Annotated in this window: 23 protein-coding genes; 14 read left to right on the top strand and 9 right to left on the bottom strand. The window is 34.9% G+C overall.

Annotated features, from left to right (window positions below):
• Nucleotides 1-15: 15 nt before the first annotated feature.
• Together A1704_RS11330 and A1704_RS11325 are read left to right on the top strand one after the other, a co-directional pair.
• Complete coding sequence (locus A1704_RS11330; RefSeq protein ID WP_062673413.1) at nt 16-1,014, top strand: acyltransferase family protein; 999 nt, start codon at nt 16-18, stop codon at nt 1,012-1,014.
• A 10-nt stretch (nt 1,015-1,024) separates the two neighbouring features.
• Entirely contained in the window at nt 1,025-1,963 is a 939-nt protein-coding gene (locus A1704_RS11325; RefSeq protein ID WP_062673411.1) for a glycosyltransferase family 2 protein, read from the top strand.
• A 48-nt stretch (nt 1,964-2,011) separates the two neighbouring features.
• Here A1704_RS11325 and A1704_RS11320 read toward each other — a convergent pair whose 3' ends face one another.
• Nucleotides 2,012-3,046, bottom strand: a complete 1,035-nt coding sequence (locus A1704_RS11320; protein ID WP_131797503.1) for an acyltransferase family protein — start codon at nt 3,044-3,046, stop codon at nt 2,012-2,014.
• 148 nt (nt 3,047-3,194) lie between these two features.
• Between A1704_RS11320 and A1704_RS11315 the strand changes: the two genes are divergently transcribed.
• The 3 genes from A1704_RS11315 to A1704_RS11305 are packed head-to-tail and all read left to right on the top strand — an operon-like array spanning nt 3,195 to nt 5,748.
• Nucleotides 3,195-3,755: an acyltransferase gene (locus A1704_RS11315; protein ID WP_228432335.1), complete on the top strand. Its 561-nt coding sequence runs from the start codon at nt 3,195-3,197 to the stop codon at nt 3,753-3,755.
• Nucleotides 3,755-4,594: a glycosyltransferase family 2 protein gene (locus A1704_RS11310; protein WP_062673405.1), complete on the top strand. Its 840-nt coding sequence runs from the start codon at nt 3,755-3,757 to the stop codon at nt 4,592-4,594. Before A1704_RS11315 ends, A1704_RS11310 begins: the two co-directional genes overlap by 1 nt.
• Nucleotides 4,594-5,748, top strand: a complete 1,155-nt coding sequence (locus tag A1704_RS11305; RefSeq protein ID WP_062673403.1) for a glycosyltransferase — start codon at nt 4,594-4,596, stop codon at nt 5,746-5,748. The genes A1704_RS11310 and A1704_RS11305 overlap by 1 nt, the downstream gene beginning before the upstream one ends.
• 1 nt (nt 5,749) lies before the next feature.
• Here A1704_RS11305 and A1704_RS11300 read toward each other — a convergent pair whose 3' ends face one another.
• From A1704_RS11300 to A1704_RS11290, 3 genes are read right to left on the bottom strand one after another with little or no spacing between them, the layout of a single operon-like run.
• Nucleotides 5,750-6,508: an SDR family NAD(P)-dependent oxidoreductase gene (locus A1704_RS11300; protein WP_062673401.1), complete on the bottom strand. Its 759-nt coding sequence runs from the start codon at nt 6,506-6,508 to the stop codon at nt 5,750-5,752.
• The gene (locus A1704_RS11295) at nt 6,508-6,741 is read right to left on the bottom strand and encodes a phosphopantetheine-binding protein (RefSeq protein WP_047380387.1); all 234 of its coding nucleotides are present in this window, start codon (nt 6,739-6,741) and stop codon (nt 6,508-6,510) included. Before A1704_RS11295 ends, A1704_RS11300 begins: the two co-directional genes overlap by 1 nt.
• Nucleotides 6,742-6,769: 28 nt before the next feature.
• Nucleotides 6,770-7,741, bottom strand: a complete 972-nt coding sequence (locus A1704_RS11290) for a 3-oxoacyl-ACP synthase III family protein (protein WP_082798763.1) — start codon at nt 7,739-7,741, stop codon at nt 6,770-6,772.
• Between the two features lie 53 nt (nt 7,742-7,794).
• On the opposite strand from A1704_RS11290, the gene A1704_RS11285 reads away from it, so the two are divergent.
• The 4 genes from A1704_RS11285 to A1704_RS11270 all read left to right on the top strand — a co-directional run bounded on the left by A1704_RS11285 (nt 7,795) and on the right by A1704_RS11270 (nt 12,114).
• Entirely contained in the window at nt 7,795-8,364 is a 570-nt protein-coding gene (locus A1704_RS11285) for an acyltransferase (RefSeq protein WP_062673399.1), read from the top strand.
• 37 nt (nt 8,365-8,401) lie between these two features.
• A complete protein-coding gene (locus A1704_RS11280) occupies nt 8,402-9,550 on the top strand; it encodes a glycosyltransferase (protein WP_062673397.1) in 1,149 nt (382 codons plus the stop codon).
• 11 nt (nt 9,551-9,561) lie between these two features.
• Nucleotides 9,562-10,116 (top strand): serine O-acetyltransferase, encoded by a 555-nt coding sequence (locus tag A1704_RS11275; protein WP_062673395.1) that lies wholly within the window; start codon nt 9,562-9,564, stop codon nt 10,114-10,116.
• A 504-nt stretch (nt 10,117-10,620) separates the two neighbouring features.
• Complete coding sequence (locus tag A1704_RS11270; RefSeq protein ID WP_062673393.1) at nt 10,621-12,114, top strand: phosphoethanolamine transferase; 1,494 nt, start codon at nt 10,621-10,623, stop codon at nt 12,112-12,114.
• 11 nt (nt 12,115-12,125) lie between these two features.
• Here A1704_RS11270 and A1704_RS11265 read toward each other — a convergent pair whose 3' ends face one another.
• Nucleotides 12,126-12,731 carry a DUF2306 domain-containing protein gene (locus A1704_RS11265; protein ID WP_174525195.1) on the bottom strand — a complete coding sequence of 202 codons (606 nt, stop codon included), beginning with the start codon at nt 12,729-12,731 and terminating at the stop codon, nt 12,126-12,128.
• A 130-nt stretch (nt 12,732-12,861) separates the two neighbouring features.
• Nucleotides 12,862-13,986 (bottom strand): helix-turn-helix domain-containing protein, encoded by a 1,125-nt coding sequence (locus A1704_RS11260; protein WP_062673388.1) that lies wholly within the window; start codon nt 13,984-13,986, stop codon nt 12,862-12,864.
• A gap of 377 nt (nt 13,987-14,363) precedes the next feature.
• Here A1704_RS11260 and A1704_RS11255 point away from each other — a divergent pair, with 377 nt between their 5' ends.
• The 5 genes from A1704_RS11255 to A1704_RS11235 all read left to right on the top strand — a co-directional run bounded on the left by A1704_RS11255 (nt 14,364) and on the right by A1704_RS11235 (nt 18,954).
• Nucleotides 14,364-15,032 (top strand): carbonic anhydrase, encoded by a 669-nt coding sequence (locus A1704_RS11255; protein WP_062673386.1) that lies wholly within the window; start codon nt 14,364-14,366, stop codon nt 15,030-15,032.
• A 21-nt stretch (nt 15,033-15,053) separates the two neighbouring features.
• Complete coding sequence (locus tag A1704_RS11250; RefSeq protein ID WP_062673384.1) at nt 15,054-15,353, top strand: hypothetical protein; 300 nt, start codon at nt 15,054-15,056, stop codon at nt 15,351-15,353.
• Between the two features lie 148 nt (nt 15,354-15,501).
• The gene (locus A1704_RS11245; protein ID WP_062673382.1) at nt 15,502-17,094 is read left to right on the top strand and encodes a SulP family inorganic anion transporter; all 1,593 of its coding nucleotides are present in this window, start codon (nt 15,502-15,504) and stop codon (nt 17,092-17,094) included.
• 51 nt (nt 17,095-17,145) lie between these two features.
• The gene (locus A1704_RS11240; protein WP_034691487.1) at nt 17,146-17,781 is read left to right on the top strand and encodes a carbonic anhydrase; all 636 of its coding nucleotides are present in this window, start codon (nt 17,146-17,148) and stop codon (nt 17,779-17,781) included.
• Between the two features lie 246 nt (nt 17,782-18,027).
• The gene (locus A1704_RS11235) at nt 18,028-18,954 is read left to right on the top strand and encodes a hypothetical protein (protein ID WP_062673380.1); all 927 of its coding nucleotides are present in this window, start codon (nt 18,028-18,030) and stop codon (nt 18,952-18,954) included.
• Between the two features lie 96 nt (nt 18,955-19,050).
• On the opposite strand, the gene pth is transcribed toward A1704_RS11235, so the two are convergent.
• The 3 genes from pth to A1704_RS11220 all read right to left on the bottom strand — a co-directional run bounded on the left by pth (nt 19,051) and on the right by A1704_RS11220 (nt 21,609).
• On the bottom strand, nt 19,051-19,614 hold the full coding sequence (gene pth, locus A1704_RS11230; protein ID WP_062673378.1) for an aminoacyl-tRNA hydrolase: 564 nt from the start codon (nt 19,612-19,614) through the stop codon (nt 19,051-19,053).
• A gap of 87 nt (nt 19,615-19,701) precedes the next feature.
• Nucleotides 19,702-20,634: a hypothetical protein gene (locus tag A1704_RS11225; protein WP_062673376.1), complete on the bottom strand. Its 933-nt coding sequence runs from the start codon at nt 20,632-20,634 to the stop codon at nt 19,702-19,704.
• Nucleotides 20,635-20,733: 99 nt separating this feature from the next.
• Nucleotides 20,734-21,609, bottom strand: coding sequence for a hypothetical protein (locus tag A1704_RS11220; RefSeq protein WP_062673374.1), 876 nt, complete (start codon nt 21,607-21,609; stop codon nt 20,734-20,736).
• Between the last annotated feature and the right edge of the window lie 127 nt (nt 21,610-21,736).

Here is a 21,736-nt window from a genome sequence, read left to right as displayed (position 1 = left end):
AGGTTTTCATCTGTTATGAAGCTTAATAATATCCAGATTTTAAGAGGAATTTCAGCATTATTGGTATGCTGCTTTCATTTCCGTGAAACGATAAACTTACCCGGGCTGAATCTTGGTGATATTCTTTTTAATAAAGGAAGTATCGGTGTTCCCGTGTTTTTTATTATCAGTGGATTTATCATGGCTTTCACAACGCAAAGAATAAATTTCAGTAGAGATTCTTTTCAGCAGATCACTTTATTTTACAAAAGAAGGGTGATCAGAATTGTCCCCTTATATTATCTTTTGACCTTTGCTATAATGATACCCGGAGGCAGTTTTTTCCTCTATTTTCATGGCGCAGGACTTTATGAGCTTATCCATTCATTGTTATTCCTTCCCACAAAGAAGGAATTTCCCGTGCTTTTCCTGGGTTGGTCTTTAAATTTTGAGATGTTTTTTTATCTCATATTCGGGCTATCATTATTTTTTAAAGAAAAAAGGTATTATTTCATCGTAGGATTTTTCATTCTGGCTACTATGTTGGGATATTGTGTACATTTTGACAGTCCATATCTGAAAATGGTAACCCATTCTCTCAATCTTTATTTTGTTGTAGGAATTCTCTTTGCTCTCTTACTGAACCAATATACAGTTCCAAAGAAATGGGCAGCAATAGTTTCTGTAATAGGAATAACCTCATTTATACTCGTTTTACTCAGCATCATTCCTATTGGCAATGATTGGGTAAAACTGGCAATTATCTCCACGTTTGTTTTTTCTTTCCTGACTTTTGATTATATTTTCCATTTTGAAGGAAACAAATTCTTAATATTTCTGGGAGATATTTCCTATTCATTATACCTATCACATCCTTTTGTAGAAATTGTTTTAAAAGGATTCAAAGTTGAAGGTTATCTAAACATTGCTTTTTTTCTTCTTAAAATTGTTTTAGTTATTATTGTAGCCTCTCTTCTGTACTATTTTGTAGAGAAAAGGGTTACCCATTATTTAAAAATTAAATTAAAAGCATAATCCGAAAAAAATGAAAATTTCAGTCATCATTCCCGTTTACAATGCTGAAAAATATGTCGCTCAGGCTGTAGATTCCGCGCTTCAGTTCGAAGAGGTATATGAAGTGGTACTGGTAGAAGACAAGTCTCCGGACAATGCCCTGCAGGTTTGCCGGGAACTCGCTGAAAAATATGACAGGGTAAAACTTTATCAGCATCCTGATAAAGGAAACCATGGAGCAGGTGCCAGCAGAAATTTAGGAATGGAAAAGGCAGAAGGAGATTTCATTGCTTTCCTTGATGCAGATGATTACTATCTTCCTAACCGTTTTGATGCCGAAAAAAAGCTTTTTCTCAATCACGAGGTAGATGGAGTTTATGGGGCTATAGGAGTTCATTATTATTCTGAAAAAGCCAGAGAACAGTATTATAAGGTTTTTGGAGACCGCCTCACTACAGTGTATAAAGAACATCCTCCTAAAGATGTATTCCCGGGCCAACTGAATATGAGAGGAACTTTTGGACTTTTCAGTATTGATGCCCTGACGATCCGTAAAAGTTCTCTACAAAATATGGAGTATTTTTTCAAAACCCATTTAAAGCTTCATCAGGACACCGAATTTTTATTCCGACTCTCCTACTATCTGAATCTGTATCCGGGAATTCTTGACAAAGCTGTAGCGGTGAGAGGAGTTCATGAGAACAACAGAATTACCAAAGTAGATTCCAGAGAAGTAAAACCGGCTTCAACCCGCGTTGTATTATGGAAGGAAGTGAACCAGTGGGCAGAAAATGAAAATACCATTCCTGAAGATATTAAACTTCATATCAAACGTGTTTACAGAAGCTTTCAGATTGCTAATGCTCCCCTTCTGAAAAAATGGGGGATGATCACAAAGTATTTGTTTACGGATTATAAAAGCATCCGTTCAGGGCTGTACAATATCAATTTCAGAAATGACTTGTTCTGACACTACATTTAACTAAATATTTAGTTAAAAAAAAAAATTATTTAAAAACTAACGCTTTGAAAAATGAATCTTTCTTAACAGGTTTCGCATCGGCTTTTCTATTAACTGGTAAAAGACCGCGGAACTCAACAGCATAACGATAATGTAAATCAAAAATACCATATCAATGCTGAGCGTACACTTCTGCCATTGTAAAAATTCCCTTACAAGGTAAAGCACAGGAATATGAGTGATGTATATTCCATAACTAATTTCCCCCAGATACTCCAGCGGCTTTAATGAAAATATCCTGCTTACTTTCCCGTTATTTGCCGAAATCAAAAGAATGGCAGGTACAAAGAGTAAAGCCATCAAACCATTATGATAGAATAGCGGGACAAACATCAGTGACAGAAGAATCAGAAAAAAGACTGCGATAACGTGGTAATCATAATTTTTCTGCCTGTAATTTTTCACAAAATATATACCTGCAAGATTTCCAATCAGGAATTCATTCAGATGCCAGAAAGGGAAATAGTAAAGAAACTCATGGCTTTTCGTATGAGGTCCTTCATAAGCTCCATACACCGGATAAAGATTAGAAAACACCTGTGTAATCAGCCAGAGACCAATGGCAAACACCCAGATCATTTTGTTTTTCCTTGCATAAAAATAATTATATAAAAACGGAAAAAGCAGGTAAAAGAAGAACTCTACGGAAATAGACCACCCCGGAAAATTCAGGATCATCGCCTCACCCGGAATCCAGCTCTGGATACCCAAACCATATAAGATCAGTTTATACCAATCGAACATCTCATATCTTGTCATAAAATAGAGCAAAAGTCCGAGCATATAAAGCGGATAGATCCTGGCAAACCTGTTTTTGTAAAATTCCAGGTAATCAATTTTATCTTTCCTGTGATAAGCAATAATCATGATAAACCCCGAAAGAATAAAAAAATAGCTTACTCCTACATTAGCCCTTAAAAAAAGATTGGAAATATAATCTATCTTGTATAAGAACAGATCTTTATTGAAATGAGAAATAACAATTGCCATTGCGGCAACAAATCGGGTAAATGTAATCTGACTTATTTTCACAGAACACCAAATGATTTACTTTATCAAAACTCAGCAACCTCAACCTGAAAAGTTGTTTTATTTGGTATAAAGTATTAATTTTTAAGGCACAAAAATAAGATTTATTATTATAATTATTTAAAACAAATTATATTTGTAAACTACAAATGTGAAAATAAATCCAGGTATGCTTGATGAAATTTTAGCAAAAATTCAACGGAAAAGCCAGATTTCTCGTCTCAAAAAACACCCTAATGTTTCTTTTAAAGGGATAAAGCTTGGGATCAGTAATCATTTTGTTCTGCACGACAATTTAAAAAATGTTACACTCGGGAATTCCATGAGTTTCAGAAATTATGTACATATTCTTGTGCAGCAGAATGCCGTTTTAGAAATCGGAGATCATTTTTTTATGAATAATTTTTGTTCCATCAATTGTCTTGACAGCATTTCAATAGGTGACAACACTTTGTTTGGGGAAAATGTTAAGCTTTACGACCACAATCATGCTTATCAGACTCATCCGGAATTTAAGCTGTTCTCATCTGAGTTCACCACCGCTCCTATCAAGATCGGTAGTAACTGTTGGCTCGGAAGTAATGTAACCGTCTTAAAAGGAGTTACCATCGGAGATAACTGTATTATTGGAGCCGGATGTACTATTTACAAAGACATTCCATCAAATACGACTGTAATTAATCATCAAGATTTAATATTCAAGGAACAATAATGAAGTTTTCTATTCTTATTGCACACTATAACAATGCCATTTTTTTTAAAGACTGTTTTGAAAGTATACTTCAACAAACATATACAGACTGGGAAGCGGTAATTTTAGATGATGCTTCTTCTGAAAACGAGAAGAAAATAATCCGGGAAATGATTTCAGATGACAAAAGATTCAGGTTTTTTGAAAATGAAAAAAATTCCGGTGTAGGTGTAACAAAAAGTAAGTTGATTGAAATGGCTGAAGGTGAAATCTGTGGCTTTGTAGATCCTGATGATGCCATTGCTCCAACCGCTATTCAAAAATGTATGGAGATTTTTCAGACTAAAAAAAATACAGTACTTACCTATTCAAGGTTTATGACATGTGACCAGAACCTGAATCCAATAGCTCCGTTCAGATCTGCGATGCAGGTACCGAGTGGAGATCCTTATTTTTTCAATTTCCCGATTCAGATTGCTCATTTTGTAACCTTCAGAAAAGCAGTTTATGAACAGACGGAAAAAATGAATCCCAATCTGAAAATAGGGGAAGATCAGGATTTATATCTTAAAATGTATGAAAAAGGAAACGTTCAGTTTATTAATGAAACGAACTATCTTTACAGAACGCATCAGGGCGGAATTTCACAGAATGACAATAAAAAGAAATCCCACGAATATTTTGCCCAGGTGATTTTTAATACCATGAAACGAAGAGGGCTCAGCTCTATCAATGGAAAGAAAGTTCCTGAACATTATACCGGTGCAGATGAAATATTCGGTCTGCTTCAGTATCAGCATCAGCTGCCTTTCCGTATTAAGAAAAAAATAAAAATTACGTTACAATCAATCTTCGGATAATGTTAGAAAAAAAAATAAAAATTTTGTTCAGGCACCGTTCCATGGAAATGGGAGGCGTGGAAAAAGTATTACTGGGACTTCTCAACAATCTTAATCCTGACAAATTTGAAATGACGGTATGCCTCACCCTCAACCAGGGAAAACTGCGTGATGAACTTCCGAAGCACATCAGAAAAATATACCTTACTGACGGAAAAGAAGATTTTTCCAACAATTCTATTTTACAGAAACTTCAGCTTGTTAAAAGAAGAATAAAGCTGAGAAAACTGAAAAATACTCCGGCCATTGCAGACCGTCTTATCAATGATACTTTTGATATTGAGATCGGGATGGATTACAGAGACTATGATGCCATTCTGAACTCAACCAATAAGAATTCAAAAAAAATAGGATGGTTTCACTCTGAAATTAATGTTCCGAAATTTCAGCCTTTAGTACCAAACATTTTAAAGAGCTTTCCGCAATTTGACCACATGGTGTACTGTTCCCACAAGATCAAAGATATGATGCACCAGCATTATCCTAATCTAAATTATCCTCCTGAAAGTGTGATCATCAATCCTATTCCTATCGAAGAAATTAAGCGTAAGGCAGAAGGAAAGCTTGAAAATTTTCCTGAAGGACCTGTTTTCGCATCTATAGGAAGACTTCATTCTAGAAAAGGATATCATAAACTTATTGACGCTCATACGAAGCTTATCAATGACGGGTTTCATCACAGCATCATTGTTATTGGTGAGGGTGATGAAATGAATAACCTCAAGGCACAGGTAGCTAAAAATAATGTTGAAAAAACATTTATTCTGGTTGGCAACCAAATGAATCCTTATCCTTATATCAAAAAAGCGGATTATTTTGTTCTGCCTTCGGAATCTGAAGCATGGCCATTGGTCATTGCTGAAGCTTTAATTCTTCAGAAACCTATTATAGCAACAGAAGTAGGAGATGTAGGATTGATGATCAAAGACCGTGAGACAGGATACCTCATCAGTTATGAAGTAGATGAAATGTATTCAGCCATGAAAACATTCCTTACCGATCCCGATCTTGTTCTCCACATCAGAGAGAACCTTAAAACAATTGAAAGTCAGTTTGACAATAAGAAAATATTTGACAGCGTAGAAAATATTATAGAAACTCTACACAAAAAGTAAGTTACTGTGCTGAATATCCTCCGTCTATCACAAGGTTACTGCCTGTGACCCATCTTGAGGCATCAGACAACAGAAAAATACAGGCATTCGCTACATCTTTAGGTTCACCTATTCCAAGCGGATGCTTTTTTATAATTTCTGATGAAGCTTCTTCTCCGATATTTTCAAACATTTTCTCTAAAATCGGAGTATTGACCATTGCCGGACTTATACTGTTGACCCTAATATTACTTCTTGAAAGCTCCATAGCCAAAGAACGGGCTCCGGAAATTACAGCGCCTTTGCTGGCAGAATAAGCGGCCTTCCCTGCCTCTCCTATCATCCCTGCCACAGAAGAAATAAATACAAAACTGGAGTTTTCGTCTTTGTATTTTTTTAAAGATAAAATTTTTGCAATTTCAAGTCCTGCAATGACATTGACAGCAAATATGTCCTGATATAGCTGAGCATTGTGTTTTTTTAATGGTAACGTTTTTTCGATACCGGCACAGTGTATAAATCCTGATATTTTACCTAAAATTGAAACTTTATCTGCAATAATTGCTTCAAGATTTTCAGATTGAGTAATATCTTCAGTGATAATTTCAACTTTTGTTTCCGGATTGAGCATAGAAACGGTTTTCATCAGTTCTTCCTGGTTTCTTCCTAAGAGAATCAGATCAGCACCGCTTTTGCTGCATTCTACAGAACAGCTTCTCCCGATTCCGGAAGAAGCGCCTGTAATGAGAATAATTTTATTTTTTAATGAGAAAGCATCCATTAATCTTCAAAATTTTCTTTTCCAATAACATTCATCAGATCTGAAACAGTTTCAATATCTTTAAAATGCTTGGTATCAATTTTTTTGCTGAAATTTTCGTCTACAAACGCAATAACAGAAAGTAAACTGATAGAATCATAGCTTTCTAAAGATTTCAGGTTCGTTTCAGTAGTCAATGTTTCATCTTCTTCTAATTCCTCCTGTAGTTTTTCTAAAAAAACGGATGTTTTCATATTTTATAATTTTAAATGTTTGTTTTCTTTAAATTTCCATTATGGTGGCTCCCCATGAATATCCAACTCCAAATCCTGCCATTAAAACCTTATCTCCTTGTTTCAGCATTCCTTTATCCATCATATTTTTAATAGCAATAGGAATTGTTGCAGAAACAGTATTCCCGGTTTTTTCCATGTCAATATAAAACTTTTCTGCGGGTATTTTTGTTTTCTTTCTTAAATAATTCAGCATAAAGGAATTGGCCTGGTGAAAAACAAAATGATCGATATCATCCATGGTCATACTGTTAACTTCCAATGTTTCTTTTACCAGTCCCGGAATATTTTCAATCGTAAAATTAAAAATTTCAGGGCCATTCATATAAATATTTTCGGGGCCGAATTCGTGTTCTGGATTCAGTTCGAAGTCTTTTTTAAAAGCTCCTTTTTTCACCATAAGATTTTCTGCACCGCTTCCGTCTGTTCCCAGGCAGAACTGATAATCGTTACCTTCAGATTTTTCAATAATAGCAGAGGCGGAGGCATCACCAAATATACTTCGGTTTCCTTTATCATCAGGATGAATATGCTTGGTATACGTTTCTGAAGTAACCAAAAGAATACTCTTTGCAATTCCACCGGCAATCAGTCCTTTTGCAAAAGCTAACCCATATACGAATCCTGAACAGCCAAGGTTAAAATCTATAGCTCCGATATTTTTCCTAAGCCCCAATCTGTCCTGCAAAATACAGGCCGTTGTAGGAAGGAAATACTCCGGACTCTGGGTACAGAATAAAATAAAATCTACTTTGTTCCTGTCATAGTTCTCGAAAATTTTTTCTGAAGATTGCACAGCCATATCCAGTACGGTTTCGCTGTCAGAAGAAATGTGGCGTTGGGAAATACCTACTTTCTCCTGGATACGTTCGGAGCTCCATTCAGGGAACTGCTTTTCAAGGTCCTCATTAGTTAGTACCTGCTGAGGCAGATAATATTCTATTTTTGAAATTTTCATCATATTAATAAATTCTCTTTCTTTGCAAAAGTAACGAAAACAAATTTACACTTGTGATGATTTTTATATTCAGAATCCTATTAAAAATAGACTCCCTCTATCATACTTTTTTGAACAGAGGCAGTCTTGAAGTGGCTAAATATAGAGGGATGAAAGTAGGAAAAAACTTTAATATGCCCGATAAAGTGTATTTCGGAACTGAACCGTACCTTATCGAAATTGGCGATAATGTGAACATCGCTGGAGATGTACGGTTTGTCAACCACGGTGGAACAACTACTCTGCTCAGAAAACTTCCTGGGTATGAAGATGCAAGAATACTGGGAAGAATAAAAATAGGAAACAACTGCACCATCGGGCTTAATTGTGTGATTATGCAGGATGTCCAGATTGGAAACAACTGTATTTTAGGGGCAAACTCTGTGTTGTCACAATCGATGCCGGATAACACAGTTTTTATTGGAAACCCGGCCCAGTTCTTATGCACGATTGAAGATTATGGTGATATTGTTCTTAAAAATAACCCGGAATATCCCCGTGAACTGGAGAAAGACAGAAAAAAACTGGATGCCTATATCAAAGAAAATCTTCCTCACAAGTATAAAAAAGCAAGAAAAATTAAATAAATTTATCTTGTAAAATCATAAAATAGAAAAAAACAAATTGAAAAAGAAAAAACTCCTCATTCGTATAGGTTCATTGCGTCATGGTGGTGCCGAGAAAGTATTAATCAACTTTTTGAAGAATCTGCCTGCCGATAAGTATGAAGTTGATCTTCTGGTAAATCTCTATTCAGGATTATACATTAAAGAAGTTCCGTCATGGGTAACACTGTACTATTTGACGAAAGGAGAAATGATTACCACCAACAGGCTGCAGGACATTCCTGTGAAAGCCTACAGGGTTCTTTATCAGAAAATGTTTCTTTGGTTCCCTTCCCTTCTCTATAAATTTATTTTAAAGAATAAAAAATATGATGTAGAGATTGCTGCCATCCATGCGATGCATCAGGAAATTCTCTCCAGCCCTCAAAAAGATTCGAAAAAGATTATCTGGGTACAGAATGATATTTTCAATTTAAAAGAATACACTCCGGAAGTGATCAGACAGTTTTTCAGGTTTGACAGAATTCTGGTCATTTCCAATAAACTTCAGGAAGGAATGCATGATTTGGCTAAAAACGAAGCTGAAAAAGCATCTGTGATTAAAATTTTCAATCCGATTGACAAAGATGATACATTAAGAAAGGCAGACAGTGAAGTAAATGACTATCCTTTCAACAATGATCTTCCCACTTTTGTAACCGTAGGAACCGTATACCCTCAGAAAGGATACGACAGATTGCTTAATGTGCATAAAAAACTTATTGATGAAGGGTTGAAACATCAGCTTTTGATCATTGGTGACGGGTATGATTTTAATAATATTCAGGATCAGCTCAATAAACTTGGTCTTCAGAATACTGCAAAAATGCTTGGTTTCAGCAGTAATCCTTACCCTTATATGAAAAAGGCGGATTTCTATATTATGTCTTCACGACATGAAGGATTTCCCACCATCATTGCTGAAGCACTTATCCTCAATAAACCTATTTCTGCAACGGATATTTCCGGCATCAGGGATCTTCTGCAGGATGGAAAACTGGGCAATATCACTGCCAATTCCGAAGAAGGGATTTATGATGGAATGAAAAAGTTTCTTATTGATAAAGATATCACTGAAGAATACAAAAAACGAATTTCGGAAACCGAGCTTCCGTTTGTTCTGGAAAAATCTGTGGAACATCTTCAGAAAATAATTGACGAAGTATAAAAATATTGACGATGGCTGATTATTCAATCATTCAAAAAGACTTTTACCGGGAAAGCGGAAAATGGCTTTCCACTTTTCAGATATGGAAAAAGTGCATCAATCCCAATCTCCACTTTGTTTACATTCTGAGAAAAGCACAGAAGTATCAGAAAACCCCTCTTCTGAATACTTTCTGGATGATTATCCTGAGACATTATCAGATCAAATATGGTTTTCAGATTTATCCTGAGACTCAGATTGGTGAAGGTTTTTATTTGGGGCATTTTGGAAGCCTTGTGATCAATCCTAAAACAGTGATCGGAAAAAACTGCAACATCGCCCATGGCGTTACGATAGGACAACAAAACCGTGGAAAAAATGAAGGATATCCGGTTATTGGTGATGAAGTATGGATTGGTACCAATGCCGTTATTGTAGGAGGAATCACTATTGGAAATAATGTACTGATTGTTCCCAATTCTTATGTCAATTTTGATGTTCCTTCCAATTCTATTGTCATAGGCAACCCTGCTAAAATTATCCCTACCGCCAATGCTACGATGGATTATATCAACCGTAAAGTATAGGAACTCCAACAGTTATCATAAAAATTCTACTTGTATTTATCGGTAATTTCGTGTACATTTGAAAAAATTGTATTGTTTGATTATAAAACGGATACACCATCATCCAATTTCATGTAAAATATCCCATTTTATTATCCGGATGACATCTATCCTTCGATACAACTTGTTTTGAAAAAAATCGCTTAATATTAAAAACACAACTCCAGTTTATTACTAATTAAAAAAATAATTTTTGATGAAAAAAATGCAAATTCAATTCTCTCCATTCCTACCTATACAGTCAACTCTATAATACGGAAAAACGACCGCTACAAACTGTAACAACTTAACTTCAAAAGTTTCTTTTTGAGTTGACAATACCTGCAATATATAAGAATTATTATCTGATATTAATTCTTTTCATGCACTCCATGATTCTGATATTCCGCAGGCTCGTATTCAGAAAAACTTTAAAGAAGATAATATAAAAATTTATTTTAACTGCACAGAAACATATATACACCCATGTTCAAAAAGATAGTTCCCATTCTTCTCATTATAATATACCTGACAGGTTTTTTGATCTCATTCCCTTACATCTTTGATAATCTTTTCGGAGCTGAAAAAATGGACAGTATCCGGAATATTTTTGAGTATGGAATTATGTTTTGTTCGTTTCTGGTATTTAATGCATTGCTTTTTAAGAATAAGTATACGTCTGTAATTGCTTTTATTCTCTGTTTATTATTAAGCATTAACTTTCTGATATCGGTATCCTGTTTTCTTATTTATCATTCCGGATTTAATGTAGGAATGGCTATCAGTATTCTGGAATCTAATCCGGATGAAGCGATGAGCATGTCTTATATGTTTATTCTTCCGGGCATTTTGTTTTTCGTTTTTCTGGGAATGGTAATGTACTCGGTGGATTATCTTAAAAAAAATATAGTTAAGGTTGATGCTAAATTTATCATTATAGCATTACTGTGGCTTGTTTTACCATTCGGATATCACCTTAAACATACCTATATAAGTAATAAAGGAGGAGGCAGGATGATTAAGAATGTATACTATCATTTATCTGATTTCAATACCGCTTTGAATATACAGAGAGATATCAACGCAATAAAAAAGAATGTTCCGGTTTTTAATATCAAAAAAATACAGCCAGGAATAGAAAATGTAATTCTCATCATTGGAGAGTCTGAGAGAAAGCAGAACATGTCATTATATGGCTATAACAAGAAAACAACTCCTTACACGGATGAGCAGGCAGGAAATATGATGATTTTTGACCATGCTATTTCTCCTGCCGGCATCACCAACCTGAGTGTCCCGCTGATGTTGTCCAGTATCCATCCTGATGAATTCAGATATCGTTATGATAAACTATCCTATAATATCATTAATATGGCGAATCAAAGCGGATACAATTCTTTCTGGCTGAGTACACAGGCAAGCGCAAGAGGAATTACAGCCATCGCTTCCATGTCTAAAAATAAAAAGTGGGTAAACGGCTATGATGAAGTAATTGTTCCTGAGCTTCAAAAAGTTATTCAGAAGAAGGAAGATAAATTTGTAGTTCTTCATATTATGGGAAGTCACCCTAATCCATGCAACAGACTTCCTTCTAACTGGAACTCCGGTGATCTGAATTGCTATGACAGCTCTATCAAATACACGGACTACGTTTTCAAAAATATATTCAGTACGCTGAAAAATACCAATTCCGTAGTCATCTATGCTTCAGATCATGGGCTTAAGATACAAGGTGACAAATTATTGCATGTAGACTCTAAGGAATCTACTCAGGTACCGTTTTTTGTTTGGTTTGGAGATAAAGTACCTGCCAACTATAGAATTACAGGACATGAAACCAAGCAGACCCAAACCACTTATATCTACCCTCTGATTATGAAATATATGGGTCTTGAAACGCCCCTACATTATAAGAATGAAGGAAATAAATACCTGAACCTGGAAATGAAAAGTATGGAGTATAACACACTGCCAGAGTAAAGCCTATTTTCTTATATTGCAACTGTTTTTTTATTGATAAAATAAGCAACTAACAAATTTGGAATCCAGCACAGCCATGCTAGGACAAGATAAGACAGCATGGGATCTCCTGTAATATTTTTTAGTAAGGGAAGCCATAATCTCAATGTTACTGCAGCAAAGGTACAGGCGTAACTATAAGTCATCAGTTGCTGATGTCTGATAATATTTCCTTTCCTTATTTCTGCTAAGGCAGCAAGAGTTGTTAGTAACCAGATCAATCCTAAACAGATAAACCCCATCGCTGAAACCAGCCCTCCATTGGCATAAAATCCCATATAAATAGCTGAAACAGAACTTAGTGTCACGGCAACTACATAAAACATTCCGATATTCCGGTGGATTCTCATGTATTGAGTCCGAAATGAACGACCAAACTGACGCCAGCCTACAAAAAGAGCCAGCCCTCCGAAAGTAATATGGATGAAAAATGCTGTTTTCCAGATTATACTGTGGAGTAATTCAGGAGATTTCGAACCCAGAAAAGTATATTTAGATTCAACGAAGGCATAAATAAGAGGATAAGCTCCAATCAGTAATGCCAGTACTCCCATCATCACAAATAATATTTTTTTCATAATACCCGATTATTTTTCTGTAAAAATGAGGATTATAAAAGGTCCAATTGTTCCAAAATGAAAGGTGGAACATGTTTATAAATCATTATAAATAAACATCTTGCCCAATTCACCAGCAAATCATTCCATATTAAATCTCTATGCTTTGGCTTTTTAGAAATTCTCTGGGTGAGCAGTTCATATATTTTTTAAAATTACGGTTAAATGACGTTTTAGAATTAAAGCCACTCTCAAAAGCTAGTGAAAGAATAGTATACTTTCCGTTGTCAGGAAGTACTGCAATCCTTTTAAACTCTTCAATCCTCTGACGATTAATATAATCATAAAAATTTTTATTTTCAATGGAATTAATTGCCTGAGAAAGGATATTAGGATGAACCTCCAGTAAGGCAGCAGTATAATTCAGATTCAGTTCGGGATCTTTATATAATTTTTCTTTCTCCATCTTCTTCACAAGCTTTTCGTAAACAGCCATGATAACATCTTCTCCGGGAGAATTCTTCTGATATTTTACCGTTTCTTCGTTTGTTTCTTTTTCATTTACTATACCTTCTGCTACAGGCAAGTTCAGAATTCCAACACGACTGATGCCAAAATATGCAGCAGCTACGATAAACAGAACAACTATGAAAAAAATAAGTATATCATTTCTAATGATCACTGCAACCCATATCAAAGCTAATCCAGCAATAAGATAATAGAGCCAGCTGAGATTTATCTTCTCTGTATTTGAATATTGGTCAGAAATCTCTTGCGTATATTTTCTGACAGCAAAAAAACTTAATGCAATATATAATACTCCTGATAATATCATCATGTATTTGATAACATTGCTTATTAATTGATATTGTTTGCCTCCGCTTTGATAAATGGCAAGTCTTTCCCATGGTGACAACATCAATAGTTTAAATAGCATGAAAAAGACAATCAGAACAGGAACAAAATGTAGCAGCCAGGTCTTTTTTCCCGGTACTTTCCCTGTAACACAGAGAACATAAATATATAACATTGGGCCATGAATAAAGGGAAAAATAACTTCATAGCCCAGAAAATAAGGAAACTTTATATAGCCTCCGGAAAAAAATAGAATAAATAAGATAAGATGTATTCCTATCACCAAAAACCAGGCTGCCAGAACATAATCAGCTGTTATCTTTTTACGTTTTCCAACAATCAGAAATGAAGAGAAACAGGCGATAAAGACTCCTGCCAGATAGAATACCGATGGTAAAGATTGCAGACCAAAATCAGGCATCAGATAGAGGGATTAATAAGAGCTTTAAATTATTCATTTTTTAGCATACACAAAGTCTTTTTATTAAGTATTTCAAAAGAAACAATGGAGGCTACCTAAATAATTAAGAATATTTTAATTCACAAACCATAAATTTTAATTTATACTTCGTAATTTTATCCTGGTTTTTTAAACGTTTGGATTTCCTTATAGATCCCAATAGCTGTAAGATAAAGCATATCGGAATATTAGATATGATTTTAAGCATATTTTAATATTAAACTTTGTTAAAAGTGATTTATTATTTAACAAAAAGTATATTTTTGCATAATTATTGATTTAGTCTATTGATTTTGGAAATAATTTAAACGAAATAAATAATTATACATTTTAAAATTATGTCACAATCGTACAAGGTTATTTTCGAAAACAATAAAAAATGGGTAGAGTCCAAAGTAGCTGAAGATCCAAATTTCTTCCATGAACTTGCTAAAACTCAGCATCCGGATTATCTTTATATAGGATGTTCAGATAGCAGAGCTACCGCAGAAGAGTTGATGGGAGCCAAACCTGGAGAGGTATTTGTTTACAGAAACATTGCCAATGTTGTTAATACTTTAGATATGAGTTCCACAGCAGTTATTCAATACGCTGTAGAACATCTGAAAGTGAAACACATTATTGTTTGTGGACATTACAACTGTGGTGGTGTAAAAGCAGCGATGACTCCTCAGGATCTGGGATTATTGAATCCATGGTTGAGAACCATCCGTGATGTTTACAGATTACATCAGGCAGAACTGGATTCTATTCAGGACGAAAACAAGCGTTATGACAGACTTGTAGAACTTAATGTTCAGGAGCAGTGCATCAACGTAATTAAAATGGCCTGTGTACAGGAAAGATACATTTTAGAAGAGTATCCTATTGTTCACGGCTGGGTATTTGACCTTAGAACAGGTAAAATCATTGATCTGGAGATTGATTTTGAGAAAATCTTAAAAGACATCCAAAAGATCTATAATCTTACAGGTTCGGATTGGGTGATGAGCAGAAAGACTAATTAGTTTTTCTAAAAAGAATGTAAAATGAAATTCTGGAGTATTATTGTATTAACGTTTTTTCTGAATTTTACAGCACTGCCAAGCATTGCTGCTGTTGCGGGCTGGGATATTGCGAGAACGAATATAATAATCAATGAAGAAGAGCCTCATTCTCACCCATCCTCATTCATTGTTTACGAAAAGACCATTCCGAAACCTTTAGATGTATTCGATTATCTGAAGTTTTCAGAAACAGATGTTCAGGGTGTGTCTTTTGTTCTGATTGATGATTCTTTTCATCTTTCTCCTTTACTTACTATATTTTCCCCTCCTCCGGAAGCGTAAACTCCTATAGTTAGATTTTTTTGATACCATTTCCATATCATTTTGTGATATCGGATACACATGTACTTTAAAAATTATTTTTTCTCAACTTTTTATAATTGACTTATTTAAAAACAAATAAGCCGGTTATACTTTACAGCTTCACATTATGAAAAAGACATCATTAATAGGAGGAATCAAGGAAAATTTTCCTTCAGGACTCGTGGTATTTTTAGTAGCACTTCCGTTGTGTTTAGGAATTGCTTTAGCATCAGGTGCTCCTCCATTATCCGGTATTATTTCCGGTATCGTTGGCGGCCTGGTAGTAGGAATCATCAGTAATTCAAATATTTCAGTTTCAGGGCCTGCTGCAGGTCTGACAGCTATCGTTTTAACAGCAATAACAGATCTTGGCGCCTTTGAGCTTTTCCTTTGCGCAGGGATTATTGCTGGACTTATTCAATTGGTTTTAGGGTTTGTAAGAGCCGGAAGTATTTCCAACTATTTCCCGAATAACGTCATTGAAGGAATGCTGGCTGCCATAGGAATCATTATTATTTTAAAACAGATTCCACATGCGTTAGGATTTGACAAAGATTATGAAGGCCATGAATCTATTTTTGATAATGGTCTGAACTTCGGATATTTTACTGAACTATTTGGAGCGATCCATCCGGGTGCCATTGTTATTACTTTAATTTCTGTAGCGATCCTTATCGCATGGGACAAAATCCATGTACTGAAAAGGATGAAAATGCTTCCGGGTGCATTGGTTGCCGTAATTGTAAGTATTCTTTTAAATCAGCTCTTTAAGATGTCCGGAAGTTCTCTGGCTATCGAAACTCAACATTTGGTTTCTTTACCGGTTCCACAGTCTTTTGATGATTTTAAAAATCTGATCACCACTCCGGATTTTAATGGTTTCACTAATCCAAAAGTATGGATCGTAGGAGCAACAATTGCCATTGTAGCATCTATTGAAACTTTACTTTGTATTGAGGCTTCGGACCGATTAGACAGACAAAGAAGAATTACAGATACCAATCTTGAGCTCAAGGCTCAGGGAATCGGAAACCTTGTAAGTTCTTTTATAGGTGGTCTTCCCATGACTTCCGTGGTAGTAAGAAGTTCTGCCAATGCTAATGCGGGAGCAACCTCTAAAATGTCGACTATTATCCACGGGGTATTCCTATTAATTTGTGTACTTTCTATTCCTGTTATTTTAAATTTAATTCCATTGGCAACATTAGCTGCGGTATTAATCCTAGTAGGGTATAAATTGGCAAAGCCGGCAACATTCAAACATTTCTGGCACTTAGGAAAATTCCAGTTTATTCCATTTGTGGCAACTGTTGTAGCAGTAGTGGCAACAGACCTGTTAAAAGGTGTAGGAATTGGTCTTATGATCTCCGTTTTCTATATTCTGCAAGGAAATATGAAAAGAGCTTATTATTTAAGCAGAGAAAGACTGGATGATGCAGATGGGATCAATATTAAACTTGCTGAAGAAGTATCATTTTTAAATAAGGCAGCCATCAAAAAAACACTTAAAAATATAAAACCCAACTCTACAGTTATTATTGATGCGAAGAGCACTTCCTACATTGCAACCGATGTACTGGAAATGATTCAGGACTTTGCCAATATCCGTGCAAAGGAACAAGACATCAATGTAGAACTGATAGGCTTTAAAACTTCATACAGAGATTACGAGAGAAGTGAGGATTCCCACATTTTGGTTACTCACAAAAGAGCCATGTAATCCCAATAATTAATTAATTTTTTTAACTTTAAATTCGAAAACAATAAAAATATGAAAGCACATACATACGAAACACAGTCAACTATTACTCCTGAGAAAGCATTAGAATTCTTAAAAGAGGGAAATCAGAGATTTGTAAACAACCTTAAGGCAAACAGAGACCTTCTTGAGCAAGTGAATGCAACACGTGAAGGACAATGGCCTTTTGCAGTAGTTTTAAGCTGTATAGACAGCCGTACTTCTGCAGAACTTATCTTTGATCAGGGATTAGGAGATGTTTTCAGTATCAGAATTGCCGGTAACTTTGTGAACCAGGATATTCTGGGATCTATGGAATTCGGTTGTAATGTTGCGGGTTCTAAGCTTATTGTAGTCTTAGGACACACCAAGTGCGGGGCTTTAAAAGGAGGTCTTGACGCTGCACAAATTGAAGGACTGGGAATGGATAACCTGAACCACCTGATCAATCACTTCAACCCTATCATCAATGAGATCATTGAAGAGAATGAAGAACGTTCATCAAAAAACAGCTCACTTCTTGAAAGGCTTAATCATCAAAACGTAAAAAGTGCGATTGAAGATATCCGCAAGCAAAGTTCAACACTTAAAAACCTTGAAGCTGAGGGTAAAATTAAAATCGTTGGAGCCAACTATGATGTTGAAACAGGTGCAGTAACTTGGTTATAAGAAGTAAAAACTCTTTAAAATTCAATTATAATTTACACAAAATGCCATCGGAATCCGGTGGCATTTATGTTTTATTATATATCATCATAAAATAAGATAATTATAAACCTATTTTTTCAATAAACTAGGTTAAACCGCAATATATTTCATTTTTAAAAGGGTTTATTTTAATTATCTAAAAATAATTATATATTCGTGCTCTCGAGAAAACACCTCAATAAACCATTACTACCAAGTCAAAAAAGTATGATTTTTCCCAAAGCAAAAAAAATAGCCAGAGACCTTGGATGGCATAAAACAAGCCATAAGGTATTCGGACTTTACAAAGGCTATTTTTTCAATGTTTCAGACGCAAGTATAATACATACTCCTCAATACAAATATGTTTCAGTAACAACTGGGAATTTAACAGAGGAACAAAGACAACAAATTAAAACAGAGTTAACGGGAAACAGAAAAAAATTAAGATTTACCCTCTTTGAAATTAGAGAAAATACTATTTTTTTCAAATTCACAGAAAATATAATGCCTACTAAAATCAGCACTGTTTATGCTTTGTTTGACTTTGTGGTTGGTTTGTTAAAAAAACTCAATGTGCCGGAGCAAAACCATTGTCATAGCTGTGAAACAAATGAAAGTATTCGCTATTACGACCTTAACCATACTGGTATACTCCTTTGTGATCATTGTTTTCAACAGACAGATGATAAATTCTATGAAATAGAAAAGACAAGAATTTCAAAAGAGAAAAATTATCTGACAGGATTTTTAGGAGCCATTGTTTTTTCAATTCCTGCCATTATACTTTGGGTCATACTTGCTGTATATTTAGGAGAAATTTCCTCAGGAATGGCATTTGTTATTGCTCTTCTTGGTTTTTTAGGCTATGATTATTTCAAAGGATTTCGTGGAAAACTGACAAGATATATTATCTTCTTCACAAATATTGTAAGCATATTTATAGCCAATGTTATTACTGTAATTGCTTTATTGGTAAAACAAGGGCTCACCATTAATCAAGCGATATTTGAGTTTCAAAACAACCCTTCAGCAAATGAAATATTTATGCAGAATAGTATTGTATCTTTTTTATTATCATTCATTCCTTGGATGTGGGTATTATTTATCAGGAAAGAAGATAAATTAATTATAAAACCAGCAGAAAAATTTTAAAAAACATATAAACAAATGACTGCCTTACAAACAAGCCAGTCATTCAATTTTATAAGCTATACTCTAATTTCAGTTCTCTTTTATCACTTTCTGGAATTATTTTCCGTTAAATGCAGACATTGTATTATTCAATCCCGCAAATACGAATGAAAGACTAGCCTTAGAAAAGGTTTCAATTCTCTCTTGAAGCTTTTCTGATTCTTCGTCATTCCATGTTCCTAAAACATAATCTACCTGTCTTCCTGCCGTAAAATCTGCAGAGATTCCGAAGCGCAGCCTTGCATAATTTTGAGTCTGCAATACTTCATTAATATTTTTAAGCCCATTATGTCCGGCATCAGATCCTTTTCCTTTCATTCTTAAAGTCCCAAAAGGCAAAGCCAGATCATCGGTAATGATCAGTACATTTTCCAAAGGAATATTTTCTTTCTGCATCCAGTACTTCACTGCATTACCGGAAAGATTCATATAAGTATCCGGTTTCAGAACAAAAACTTTTCTGCCTTTGTGCTTTCCTTCTGCCAGCCAGCCAAAGTTGGAGGTATTGAATGATACTTCAAGGGTTTCCGCTATTTTCTCAGCTACTTTAAATCCTATATTATGTCGTGTATTTTCATATTCAGAGCCTTTGTTACCAAGCCCGACAATTAAATATTTCATCAGAAATTTTTTGCAAAATTAAGGTATAAAAAATAAAAAACTCAATCTTAAGAAAGATTGAGTTTGAATATTGTTAAAAAAATTCTTCTATTGTGGTTTATAGATGTAATTAACGCCATATCCTTTTGTCATGTAAGTCTGAGGATCGTAAACGTAATTGGTACTCTTCACAATCGGTGTTGGAATCGGTGGCGTAAGATCTGTTACAGACCATCTCTTAGGGTTGTTTGGAGATAAGATGAGACTTTCTTTATCATTGATTATCGTAGATAATAATCTTGAAATTTTATATACGTGTGGCAGCAATGTGAATGGGCTTACCTGCTCATCATAGGCATAGTATTCGTAGCTGTATTTTCCGGTAACAGCACCAAACGATCCACCAGTCATTGTTCCGTAGTATCTTACTACTTTAGATACGTTGTCTCCTACATAAGTATAACCTGTTTTAGAATAATCTGTGAAGTTAAGCGGAGCTCCCGGAACATCCGGTCCGTTTCTCATAATAATTGAATCCAGTTTTCCTGTAGCAGTACTGTATTTAACCTGATAAGCAGTTTTCTCTTTTTTCAATAATGTCTGTGGTCCTACAGGTCCTCCAGGTATTACAGGCGGAGTTCTTCTGAAGGTTGAACGGTTTTCAGAAATCAGCTGAAGTTTGTTATTGTTTGCATAAGTGAACAATTGAGTGTATGATACACTGTCTTTATCTAGTTTTCCGTTTCCGTCAAGATCAAGGAAACCGTTAAAATTAATCTGACTGATTTTATCACCACTGTACATAATATCAGTGATGGAAGCACTGTCTGTGATAACTTTAGTCACAAGAAGTCCGCTGTACTGATATTCTGCGATCGTATCTTTATCTGTAATTTCTCTGTATAATGCTCTGGGGCCGCTTAAGCCTCCTGTATTGTTAAGATCCAATAATGGATTTCCATCCTCATCCAGCATATCCTTGCAGGAATGTATTGAGGAAAAACCTGCGATGAGTAAAATAAAATAGAAAATTTGCTTCATTTCCTTGTAATTGATTATTTTTTTGACAAATATAATTTTTTTTTGCCTAAAAATTATATTATTATTTATATTCTGGTAAGATTAATAACTATATTTCTTCTATAAGTTTTTATAGGTAAAAGTTACATTCTGATTTTTTTCAACAACTACATACCCTTGATTGTCATAAGAATAACTTTGAGAGGTATTAACAGGAGTAGCTGGTGATGGCAATTCTATAAACATAGATGTAGGATTGTTCGGAGATATTTTATAGAATTGAGCAGGATCGATAAGACTTCGCGTGATGAAATACACGGACGGCAGTGTATAATACGGGCTTTTCTGAGCGTCATAGTTCTGAAAACTAAACTTGCTTATTACTGCTGTACTCATATTCGGGTTTCCGTTGATATCCAACAGACCTTTGGAGCGAACAACCTGAATCAGATTTTCTCCATTATATACAAAAGAATAATCAATAAATTTGTTATAGGCACTGATTCCTCCTTCTTTTCTCTTCTCAAGAATTTTAGTAAGTCTGCTGTTAACCGGATCATAGGTAAATTTATAGTCGCTTACAACAGAAGCAGATGGAGTTGCCCCCGTTGCTGTAGAAGTAGCATTATAAATCTTTTTACCTGTAGCGTCAGGAACAATATTAAATTCATAAGTAAGGCTGGATGCTGCTGAACTTACATATTTAATTTTTGTGATATTTTTGTTGGTATATGTTACTGTTCCCGTATAGTAAGCACTTCCTGTAAAAGATTCATCTTTAGATACTGCGGTCTGCAGATCTCCGGTTACCGCTGTTGTAACATATTCTTCCTGAGAAACATTATTCGAGCTAACCTTTGTTAAAATCTTTTTAGGAGGAGTTCCTTCATCAGGATTCGGGATGGATTCTGTGGGGTCTGAAGTTGTATTACATGCTGTCAGCAGCCCAAGAAAAGCAATACCGGCAAATATTTTAAAAAAATAGTTTTTTACCATATAGAATTTTTTTAGCTTGTCCAAATATAATTCAATTTTCGATAATACACTTTACTTTATCCGAACAAATTCACAAGAAATAGAGTTAATAAACAAAAAAAATCTAAAAACATAACGTTTTTAGATT

The organism is Chryseobacterium cucumeris (assembly GCF_001593385.1).
GTDB lineage: Bacteria > Bacteroidota > Bacteroidia > Flavobacteriales > Weeksellaceae > Chryseobacterium > Chryseobacterium cucumeris.
This window is presented reverse-complemented; position numbering and strand designations above follow the sequence as displayed.